The sequence below is a fragment of the Okeania hirsuta genome, from assembly GCF_003838195.1.
GTDB lineage: Bacteria > Cyanobacteriota > Cyanobacteriia > Cyanobacteriales > Microcoleaceae > Okeania > Okeania hirsuta.
The window spans coordinates 64,251-75,165 of record NZ_RCBY01000011.1 but is presented as its reverse complement, the minus strand read 5'-3'; the positions used below and the strand labels follow the sequence as shown (position 1 = coordinate 75,165).

Genomic DNA, 10,915 nt, shown 5'->3' with positions numbered 1-10,915 from the left:
CGATCCAAACTGTAGCTTCTTGACCGTTAGGATCGTTAGCTAACAATTCCTTAGCCAGTTGATTTGTTGATTGGTAACTCTTATGGTAAGTTCCTCCAACGAATCAACTGGCTCAGTATCCAACAATGAACGTAGGTGCCATAAGTCCTTACCGATCCAAACTGTAGCTTCTTGACCGTTAGGATCGTTAGCTAACAATTCCTTAGCTTCTTCTTCAAAACCATTAACGTTACCGTTAGTAACAACAACGTGAACTGGCTGCATACCTAACTCTAGAGTGAAGTTCAACAAGCCCAATACATGGTCAGGATCGCCATAGATAGCAATACGCTTACCGTGTAACCAAGCTTGAGAGTCAGTGATAGCATCAACTGCACGACCGCGCTCAATTTCTAGCTCTTCAGGAATAGCCTTACCAGTCAATTCAGACAATGCCATTAAGAACTCATCAGTACCACGGATACCGATAGGACGATAAGTAGCTGTAGTTTGACCACCTTTTTCTGCTAGGTACTCTAGAGTCTTAGGAGTAGAATATTTCTGGAAGGAGATAGTAGCTTTAGCGTTGATTGAATCAGCACCTTCTTCCAGAGTTGTACCACCATTGTACATCTTGAATTCGCCTAAGTTAGGAGAATCAAAGCTCTCAGCGTTATCAGCTAAAACAGTGTAAGGAACATCCATTGTAGATAGAATGCTCTTCAAATCCCGGATATTACCAATGTAAGGGTCGAAACCAGGGATGAAGTTGATTTTACCGTTATCTGTTTCTGCTTTCTTACCTTCAGTTAGAGCTACCAAAATACCCTTAAGCATATTGTCATAGCCTGTGATGTGAGAACCAACAAAGCTAGGAGTATGAGCAAAAGGAACTGGGAAATCTTCAGGTACTGCACCTTGATTCTTGGAGGTAGTGATGAATGAACCTAAGTCATCTCCAATTACCTCTGCCATACAAGTTGTGCAAAGAGCAATCATTTTTGGCTTGTACAAAGCATAAGAGTTTGCCAAACCATCAGTCATGTTCTTGAGACCACCAAATACCGCAGCATCTTCAGTCATAGAAGAGGAAACTGCTTGGAATGGCTCTTTGTAGTTACGAGTTAAGTGAGAACGGAAGTAAGCAACACAACCTTGAGAACCATGTACAAAAGGTAGAGTTCCTTCAAAACCTGCTGCTGCAAAGATTGCACCTAAAGGCTGACAAGCTTTGGCAGGGTTGATAGTTAGAGCTTCGCGAGCAAAGTTCTTTTCACGATATTCCCAAGTCTTTGTCCACTCACGAACTTTTTCTACTTCTTCCTTGGAAGGACCACCTTCAAATTCTTTCTTCCGCTCGAACATTTCTTGGTATTCTGGTTCTTGGAAGAGTTGAAAGTGATCTTTGATTTTGTCTACATTCTGACTCATGGTGTTTATTCCTCTATGGATATTAGGGATTTACAATTCTTGGAAGGAAGAGGGAAAAAGGAAACGAATTACAACTTTTAATCCCTCAATTCCTCAAATGTTGTTTCTATATTGGGGCAGCCGTAGAGATGGCATGACCCCATTACCTAGCTAAATTTATCTTCAAAGCCAAAGCCAAAATACAAACTTCTGACTTCTGACTTCAAACTTCTGACTTCTATTAGCTAGCTTGCTTCCAAGGAGCCTTGATTAGGTTCCAAGTTGGGCTGTTGAGAGCTAGATCCATGTCACGAGCAAAGATAGCGAATCCATCATAACCGTGATAAGGACCAGAATAATCCCAGGAGTGCATTTGACGGAATGGCATACCCATTTTCTGGAATACATACTTCTCTTTAATACCAGAAGCAATTAAGTCTGGCTTTAATTTCTTAGCGAATTCCTCGAACTCATATCCACTAACGTCATCGTAGATTAGAGTACCTTCTTGAGCATACTCAGCAGTACGCTTGTAGTCATCACCGTGACCGAACTCATAACCAGTACCGATAACTTCCATTCCTAAATCGTCGAAAGCAGGAATAACGTGACGTGGACGTAGACCACCAACCATCATCATTACTTTCTTGCCTTCTAAACGAGGACGATACTTAGCAATTATTGCATCAGCTTGTTCTTGGTAGCGAGCAATTACTTTCTCTGTGTTTTCTTTGATTGTATCGTCGAAGTAAGAAGCAATCTTACGTAGAGACTTAGCAATTTGAGTAGGACCGAAGAAGTTGAACTCAGTCCAAGGTATACCATACTCCTCTTCCATGTAACGGCAGATGTAGTTCATGGAGCGGTAGCAGTGAATTAGGTTGAGATTCACTCTAGGAGCCATGAATACTTCGTTAAAAGTACCGTCACCTGTTGCTTGGCTAACTACTCTTAAGCCGATTTCATCTAATAATAGACGAGAACTCCAACCATCACCACCAATGTTGTAATCAGCGATTAAGGATACGTCATAAGGAGTAGTTTCAAAGCCGATCTCTTCGTTAGTGATCTTTGCAGATGGCTCGTATACCCAGTCACGCACTGTGTCGTTAGCGATGTGGTGACCTAATGACTGAGAAACTCCACGGAAGCCTTCGCAACGTACTGGAACAACTGGCTTATTGATTTCTTTAGCAGCTTTTCTAGCTACTGCTTCGATGTCATCACCAATTAGACCTACTGGGCACTCAGATTCAATTGTGATACCAGCATTTAGAGGGAATAAGTCTTCGATTTCATTCATGATTTTGGCGAGCTTTTTGTCTCCACCAAAAACGATGTCTCTTTCTTGGAAATCGGAAGTGAATTGCATTGTACCGAAGGTATCAACACCAGTTACACCGTTGTAGTAGTTACGACGACCTGCCCAGGAGTAGTAACCGCAACCAACAGGACCGTGACTGATGTGAACCATATCCTTAACAGGACCCCAAACAACCCCTTTTGCTCCAGCAAAAGCACAACCACGGGTTGTCATTACACCAGGAACTGATTTCACATTAGACTTAACGCCACAGTCAGATCCTTCTTCTAAAACATTAAGGTGCTTTTTCCGTCTTTTAGCAGCTTTCTCAGGATAAGCTTCTAAGACTTCTTGAATTAACTGTTTGTTCTGTTCGACTTTTTCAGATGTCATGTTACATATCTCCTTTCGGATATTTGATTTAGTGTTTGAGTTTTGTATTAGCGGGGGCAGGTGCTTTTCTACTGTCTGCAAAACCTGCCCCTACATACAAATTAATTAATACAAGACTCACTACTACTTGTGTCTTGAGATGGGGTGCGCTCTGCACACCCCCACTTTTGTGTTAGAAGATTTTCAGCTTACTTAAGCTTTCTTTTCTGCTAAAGCTGCATCTTGTGCTGCAATTTGCTTCTGACGATCGTCTTCGTCACCTAATAGACCGAACTCAATTAACAACTCTTCTAATTCATCCATTTCTAGAGGAGTAGGAATAGTTAGTTTTTCGTTGCTGATGATCTTCTCAGCTAATGTATTGTACTCTTGAGCTTGGTTATCCTCTGGAGAATACTGTTCAACAGTCATACGACGGATTTCAGCGCGTTGTACAACGTTGTCGCGAGGTACGAAGTGAATCATTTGAGTGTTCAAACGAGCTGCTAAGTTCTCGATTAACTCAACTTCACGGTCAACCTTACGGCTGTTGCAGATTAAACCACCTAAACGTACACCACCAGCATGAGCATACTTAAGAACACCACGAGCGATGTTGTTAGCAGCATACATCGCCATCATTTCACCGGAACATACGATGTAGATTTCTTGAGCTTTGTTTTCACGGATAGGCATTGCAAATCCACCGCAAACAACGTCACCTAGTACGTCATAACTTACGAAATCTAGGTCTTGATAAGCACCTTCTTCCTCTAGGAAGTTGATAGCAGTGATAATACCACGACCTGCGCAACCTACACCAGGCTCAGGACCACCAGACTCAACGCAACGGATTCCAGCAAAACCATCTTTCAATACTTCATCTAGTTCTACGTCTTCAACTGCACCGCGCTCTGCAGCAACGTGAAGTACAGTAGTTTGAGCTTTAGCGTTTAAGATCAAACGAGTTGAATCAGCTTTAGGGTCACAACCTACGATCATGATTCTCTGACCGTGACGGTTAGCCATTGCAGCTAGAGTGTTCTGAGAAGTAGTGGATTTACCGATACCGCCTTTTCCGTAAAATGCAATCTGACGCATGATAGATTTCTCCGTTTTGTTAGTATGTTTGTTTGACTTGATTTTGAATGAATGTGATTTTGATTCTGTAAAAGTTTCCTTAGAGTTTGTGTTTGATATATAGCTGCTGTTTTCTAGGGCTTTTGGTTTTACAGATCGCATTCATATATTAATTTTGTTCGTTTAAGAACAGTGTGTATTTAGCAGCAACATTGAGTGCCCGGAGGCGCTCGCCCTAAAGCTTGAGCAGGTATAACCTGCGTATATATAGTTGTCATTAATGCACCTGTTGTTATTTGTCGTTTATCGCTGTAGTTAGCATAAATTTAAGTTTTACTAATCATCAGTTAACAATTAATTTCTTTCAAAGATAACTGATGTTTTAAACTGCTTCTTCTACTACAATGCTTTCGCTTACTCGTTCTTTTAATGTAGCTTCAATCGCTCCTTTCAATGTCGCCATTGCACTACTGCAAGAACCACAGGCTCCTTTTAGTGTTACTAGCACGCGATCGCCATCTACATCAAACAGTTCAACATCTCCTCCATCTTCCGCGAGAACAGGTCTCACTTCTTGTTCTAATACTTGTTGAATCAATGTAATTTTTTGTAGATTTGTTAGTTTGCTGGCAGGTTTTGTAGTTGTAGGAATGTGTTGTGCTGTAGGTTCTGGCGTTTCGTAAACCGATGCGATTAGATCGTCAATATCTGCCAGACAAGAACCACAACCACCACCTGCCTTCACATAGTTTGTTACTTCTTCCGCTGTTTCGAGCTTGTTTTCCCGAATTACTCGCTTAATCTTGTTTTCGGTAATTGCAAAACAGCTACAAACTAATGCTCCTTCGTGGTCTTCTTCGTGAACTTCTACTTCAATACCTTTATATTTAAAAATTGCTGCTTCTAATGCTTCCTCTCCCATGACTGAACAGTGCATTTTTTCTTCTGGCAGCCCTCCCAGGTATCCCGCGATATCCTGGTTTTTAATATTCATGGCTTCGTCTATAGTTTTGCCTTTTAGCATTGCTGTCAGAGCAGAAGATGAAGCGATTGCACTAGCACAGCCAAAGGTTTGAAATTTTGCATCTAAGATTTCGCCGGAGGCTTCATTTACTTTGAGGTGTAGGCTGAGAGCATCTCCACACGCTATACTTCCTACCTCACCGCTAACTACCTTTTCCCCTTCTTTCTCGTCTGTAATGGTTCCTTGATTTTGGGGGTTATAGAACAAGTCCATTACTTTGTCAGTATATTCCCACATAGCCCTTATTGTTTAGAACACCCTAATTTTTACTGATGAAAGTTGCGCTTTTTCTTGAATATTACTACTCAGTTTGTAGAGTAATAATTTATTATTTTAGGAGGTGGGTTAAACTTGTATATTATTAGTATTTCACATTTTTTATATTCAAGCAACCCTTTTTTCCTTAAATTTATTTTTTCAAGTAATTAGCGTTTAAAGTTACTTATTACCCCTAGAAGTTATATTACTTATACTCTAGGTTAAGGAATCTTTTTTCTGTTAATTCTGCTACAATTTTGCGAGTTATTAGCGTGAGATACACCCCTCTTTAAGCTATATAATGATTGTTGCGGAATCAACTGAGTTTTTCTGTTATTTTTGCTACAAAAATGTAGCGTAAACAAAAGTGTAGCAATCTTTAAAACATTGTAAATTTTAGGATTGTACAGTTGCTTCTTGTCGTTCTTGCAACCAATTAGCTTGGTCGTTCTTAAAGGGTGATAAAGCCCGTAAACGCTCCACAATAGTAGGCATCACTGCTAACACTTCCTCAACCTCTTGGCGAGTTGTATAACGTGATAAAGAGAAACGAATTGAGCCATGCAAAATTGTGTATGGCAGACCCATTGCCCGCAAAACATGAGACGGTTCCAGAGACCCAGAAGTACAAGCAGATCCAGAAGAAGCACAGATACCATAATGGTTCAAATGTAGCAATATTGCTTCTCCCTCAATAAACTTGAAGCCAATATTAGTAGTATTAGGCAACCTTTGAGTAGGATGACCATTAACAGCACAATCAGAAATAGCAGCAAGAATACCGTTCTCCAAATAATCGCGCAGTTCCCGTTCCCGGTCGATATGTGCTAAATGCTCCTGTGCCAATTCACAAGCTTTACCCAGAGCAATAATACCAGGCACATTTTCCGTACCAGCACGGCGACCGCGTTCCTGATGTCCGCCAATTAATAACGGACGGAACCGAGTACCACGACGTACATATAAAGCGGCAATACCCTTAGGTGCGTGCAATTTGTGACCAGAGATAGCCAGCATATCTATAGTGCTATTCTTCATATCCAGGGGAATTTTCCCTGCTACTTGCACCGCATCAACATGAAATAGCGCACCATATTCCTTAGCTATCTGCCCTATTTTCTCTATGGGGAAAATCACGCCTGTTTCATTATTGGCGTACATAACGGAGACTAAGGCGGTATTACCTGTAATAGCAGCTTCCAGCTCAAGTAAATCTATCATTCCTTGGCTATCTACTGACAGATAAGTAACGGTATAACCCTGCTTTTCCAAATGCTTGCAGAGATTCAAAACTGCTGGGTGTTCTACCTGAGTAGTAATAATATGCCGTTTATTTGGTTGGGCAGTGAGAGCAGCTCGAATTGCAGCATTATCACCCTCAGTACCACAACTGGTAAAGATAATTTCTGTATCCTGGGCACCTAATAAAGCTGCAACTTGCGATCGCGCGTTTCTCACAGCCTTACCAACTTGTCCGCCAAAAGTGTGCATACTAGAGGGGTTACCATAAAACTGACTCAGGTAAGGCAGCATTTCCGCTAGCACTGCATCATCTACTTTGGTGGTAGCATTATTATCGAGATAAATGGTTTGTTGCATAGCTGACTAAATACTTGAGGTGAAAGGAAGAAGGAAGAGGGAAGAAGGAAGAAGGAAACATCTTCCATTGCTTGAGTTTTAAGCTTTTGAAAGGAAGAGGGAAGAAGGAAGAAGGAAGAAGGAATAAAGAAACATCTTCCATTGAGGGAAGAAGAAAGAAGGAAGAAGGAAACATCTTCCATTGCTTGAGTTTTACAGCGTATTTCATATTAGTAAGGTACACCAGTCACGGGCAAGATATCCGCACTACGAAAACTTTACCATTCTTATCTGTACTTCATTTACCTGCTGTAAGCTAATGTCAAATAATTGCCTGAAACTTCTGACTTCTAACTTCAGTTAACCTATGCAGGTTGTATTAGTTTTATGAATTGCTTGTAGAAATCTAAAGCAACTGTTTCAATTACATCGTAGCTCTCTACTACATCTATTCCTGCGTCGAGTACCTTTTCCTTAGGACTCTCACCAATTTTAGAAACCAGCACAGCTTTACAATCAGAAATTGCCTTAATGATATTCTCCAAACTGCCTTCTTCACCATAACCACCTAAGCAATAGTGGTCAACTTTGCGGTGAGCAATAAATCTAGCTTTCACACCATCAACTTCATAAATCATAAACTCTTTAGCATGACCGAAGTGTTGATTAACTAATCCGTTACCCTTACTTGCTACTGCTAACAGTATAGGAGGACCAGCTTGAGCAACTGCTTCTTTTACAAGAGTTTCTGCTTTAGCTGTTGCTAATTTATTACGGAAACCTTCAATACCAGCATGGAATTCTTTGCGCTTTTCCAAGTCATATTCTGGAGTCATCTCCATGATTGCTTCTTTTGTGAATTCCTTACTGCGGTCTTCACCTAACAAACCAACTGCATCTGCACGACATTGACGACAGTGACGCATCATTTTCATGCCACCTACATCACATTTGTCTTGCAATGTTTTCAATTCTTCAGTGGTAGGGCCACGCTGACCATTTAAGCCAAAGTAAGTACCGTGTTCTGGTGAAGAAATCAGAGGCATAATATTGTGAATGAATGCACCCTTAGAACGAACAATTTTATTTACTTCTTCTAAATGCTCATCATTGATGCCAGGAATCATTACTGAGTTAACTTTGCAGAGAATATCAGCTTCTCTGAGTAAGTCTAAGGATTCCATTTGCCTTTGATGCAGAATTTTTACCCCTTCAATTCCTCTATAGCGTTTCCGGCGATAATGAACCCAAGGATAAATCTTTACCCCGATTTCAGGGTCAACCATATTAATCGTTAAAGTAACGTGGTCAATGTTGAGTGCTTTGAGTCGATCAATATAATCGGGTAAAGCTAGACCATTGGTTGACAAGCAAAGCTTGATATCTGGTGCTTTCTCAGCTACAAGCTCAAATGTGCGGAATGTTTTCTCTGGGTTCGCTAATGGGTCTCCTGGTCCGGCAATTCCCATAACAGTCATTTGGGGAATTTTGCCTGCAATTACTAGAGCTTTATGAGCTGCTTCTTCAGGAGTTAGCAGTTCACTAACTACACCGGGACGACTTTCGTTGGCGCAGTCGTATTTACGGTTACAGAAATTACATTGAATATTGCAAGCTGGTGCAACTGGAGCGTGCATCCTCGCATAATGGTGATGCGCTTCTTGACTGTAGCAAGGATGGTTAGCAACGCGCTCTTGAATACTGGCGGGAAGTTGCTGTTCGGTAGTAGTTCCGCAACCCTTTGACACGCAGCCTCCGGATTTCTTTTCCGTGCTTTTCGTGGTTTTTGCGAAGCTGTCTACTGTTGGTTGGGAAGATAGTTCTGTTGGCTGTAACATCTAAGTTTCCACTATTGTTGGGTAGCTGTCGCCGTGAGTGACGGATTACTCGCGTCGATACACTTTTCCTGAAACGATTATTTTTCGTATGCAGTTTAGGTGTCCGGCGTTATAGTTTTTATATCAGTGGCCTTTAAACAGTTACTTTCAAAAACCCCCATTAGTATTGATTACGATCATTAGTTTTGTACTCAGATTTGTATCATCTAATAATTCAAATCAAATCGAGGTATCTAATTTTTTTATTGGGGTATAGGTACTTGTATTTTTTAAGTGGGGTACAAGTATTTATGGGGTAATGGTACGGAGTTTTATGTACTCGTTATCAAACCTATATATATCAATAATTTAACTGCTTTTTTAACCCTAATTTTTGCCTCAATACTCCTGTACTCATACACCCCTTATTCAACCTAACCTTTTATTACTGTATACAATGTATCAATTTTTGGCAAGTAGGCTAGATTTATCTTAATTTTTCTTTAAAGTTTGATAATCATTTTTCCAGCTACACAGAGAGAAGGCAGAAATAAAAGGAGCAAAGTTATCAAGAATAAGGCTTTTCATCACTAATTATCTAGGTTTAATATAGTCGCACTTTAGAGTAATCTACATTAACAAAATCCTGAGAAATATAACCAATTTCCTTAACAATTTTATGTGGCCAAAAACTAAATGCAACTTTTTCGCTTCTGTAATAAATTTAGCAGTTTTTCAGAATTAATGTAAGTAATTTTCAATAGTTCTTTCTGAGAAATATTTTCAATTTTCTTATAGCTAAAAATAAAAATGCAACTTTTTCGCTTCTGTAATAAATTTAGCAGTTTTTTCAGAATTAAGTAGATAATTTTTAATATTTTTTTTAATCTTTTCCCTATAATTATGAGTTAAACTATAATTTGAGTACAAGTTTCAATTTCAGTACAAACCCTTCTTAAAAACTTCAAACCTGCTTATACACAAGCATCAACCTTGAGTACAAAAATGCTAGTACATTGTTCATTAAATACTCGTACACGCTACAAAAAATACTAGCACCTACTACCCCAAAATATATTTCAAACATCTATCTACATTCATTTTCAGTCTTTTGAGTACAAGCTTAATATATCTAATAAAGATTGACCGTTAAATATTGGTTAGTAGTTTACAAGGCACTTGATATAAAAATTGAAAAGCAAACGTCCTTGTCAAGCACGGAACCCCCTATTTAACCCATGACCACCTTACTAACTGGCAATACTTGTACATTACCTAATAAAACTAACACTTCTAATTCCAAAAAAAGTCAAGGTAACTTTAGGTCTCAATTCAAACTCAAAGCTAATACTGACACTGCTCAACAAAATCGACAACCAGAATCAGGTAGAGACCTTTCTTCTTCTCGTCGTCATAGATTTTGGTATAAATATTTTACCTTTCCAGAGCTAGAGACAGTCTTAACAGATTTTCAAATGATCTTTGAGCGAGACCCCGCAGCACGCAACTGGGTTGAAGTCTTATGTTGCTATCCTGGTTTGCACGCTCTAGTACTACATCGCCTCGCTCATTGGTTACATCTTCAGAACATTTCTCTAATTCCACGTTTAATTTCCCATCTTGGGCGGTTTTTAACTGGAATTGAAATTCACCCTGGAGCAACAATTGGACGAGGAGTATTTATCGATCATGGCATGGGAGTGGTGATTGGTGAAACTGCAATCATTGGAGAATATTCTTTAATTTATCAAGGTGTCACTCTTGGTGGTACAGGAAAAGAAATTGGCAAACGTCATCCCACTATTGGCAAGAATGTTGTAGTTGGTGCTGGTGCGAAGGTACTAGGTAATATAAATATCGGAGATAATGTTCGCATAGGTGCTGGTTCAATTGTATTGAATAATGTTCCTTCTGAATGCACAGTTGTCGGTATACCTGGTCGAATTGTTTCTAAATCTGGCGAACGAGTTGGACCTCTTGAACATGGACGGTTACCAGATACACAAGCTACTGTAACTCGCGCTTTACTTGACAGAATTGAGCAACTAGAACAAACAATTGCAAACTTTTATCAGCAACACTAAGGAATGACAA

7 protein-coding genes are annotated in these 10,915 nt (G+C 39.8%); 1 reads left to right on the top strand and 6 read right to left on the bottom strand.

Annotated features, from left to right (window positions below; genetic code table 11):
- Nucleotides 1–39: 39 nt before the first annotated feature.
- From nifK to nifB, 6 genes are all read right to left on the bottom strand, one after another.
- Nucleotides 40–1,410 (bottom strand): nitrogenase molybdenum-iron protein subunit beta, encoded by a 1,371-nt coding sequence (gene nifK / locus D5R40_RS03560; protein WP_240041536.1) that lies wholly within the window; start codon nt 1,408–1,410, stop codon nt 40–42.
- Between the two features lie 220 nt (nt 1,411–1,630).
- Complete coding sequence (nifD, locus tag D5R40_RS03555) at nt 1,631–3,085, bottom strand: nitrogenase molybdenum-iron protein alpha chain (protein ID WP_124154241.1); 1,455 nt, start codon at nt 3,083–3,085, stop codon at nt 1,631–1,633.
- A 192-nt stretch (nt 3,086–3,277) separates the two neighbouring features.
- Complete coding sequence (gene nifH, locus D5R40_RS03550) at nt 3,278–4,165, bottom strand: nitrogenase iron protein (RefSeq protein ID WP_124154243.1); 888 nt, start codon at nt 4,163–4,165, stop codon at nt 3,278–3,280.
- 361 nt (nt 4,166–4,526) lie between these two features.
- Nucleotides 4,527–5,405 (bottom strand): Fe-S cluster assembly protein NifU, encoded by an 879-nt coding sequence (gene nifU, locus D5R40_RS03545; protein WP_124154240.1) that lies wholly within the window; start codon nt 5,403–5,405, stop codon nt 4,527–4,529.
- Nucleotides 5,406–5,822: 417 nt separating this feature from the next.
- Complete coding sequence (nifS, locus tag D5R40_RS03540; protein ID WP_124154239.1) at nt 5,823–7,025, bottom strand: cysteine desulfurase NifS; 1,203 nt, start codon at nt 7,023–7,025, stop codon at nt 5,823–5,825.
- 344 nt (nt 7,026–7,369) lie between these two features.
- Entirely contained in the window at nt 7,370–8,842 is a 1,473-nt protein-coding gene (nifB, locus tag D5R40_RS03535; RefSeq protein ID WP_124143221.1) for a nitrogenase cofactor biosynthesis protein NifB, read from the bottom strand.
- 1,454 nt (nt 8,843–10,296) lie between these two features.
- On the opposite strand from nifB, the gene cysE reads away from it, so the two are divergent.
- Nucleotides 10,297–10,905, top strand: coding sequence for a serine O-acetyltransferase (gene cysE / locus D5R40_RS03530; protein WP_240041537.1), 609 nt, complete (start codon nt 10,297–10,299; stop codon nt 10,903–10,905).
- The last annotated feature ends 10 nt before the right edge of the window (nt 10,906–10,915 follow it).

Coding starts and splice junctions, on each gene's coding strand:
- nifU (WP_124154240.1), bottom strand. CDS start 5,405: ATGTGGGAATATACTGACAAAGTAATGGACTTGTTCTATAACCCCCAA.
- nifK (WP_240041536.1), bottom strand. CDS start 1,410: ATGAGTCAGAATGTAGACAAAATCAAAGATCACTTTCAACTCTTCCAA.
- nifS (WP_124154239.1), bottom strand. CDS start 7,025: ATGCAACAAACCATTTATCTCGATAATAATGCTACCACCAAAGTAGAT.
- nifD (WP_124154241.1), bottom strand. CDS start 3,085: ATGACATCTGAAAAAGTCGAACAGAACAAACAGTTAATTCAAGAAGTC.
- nifB (WP_124143221.1), bottom strand. CDS start 8,842: ATGTTACAGCCAACAGAACTATCTTCCCAACCAACAGTAGACAGCTTC.
- nifH (WP_124154243.1), bottom strand. CDS start 4,165: ATGCGTCAGATTGCATTTTACGGAAAAGGCGGTATCGGTAAATCCACT.
- cysE (WP_240041537.1), top strand. CDS start 10,297: ATGATCTTTGAGCGAGACCCCGCAGCACGCAACTGGGTTGAAGTCTTA.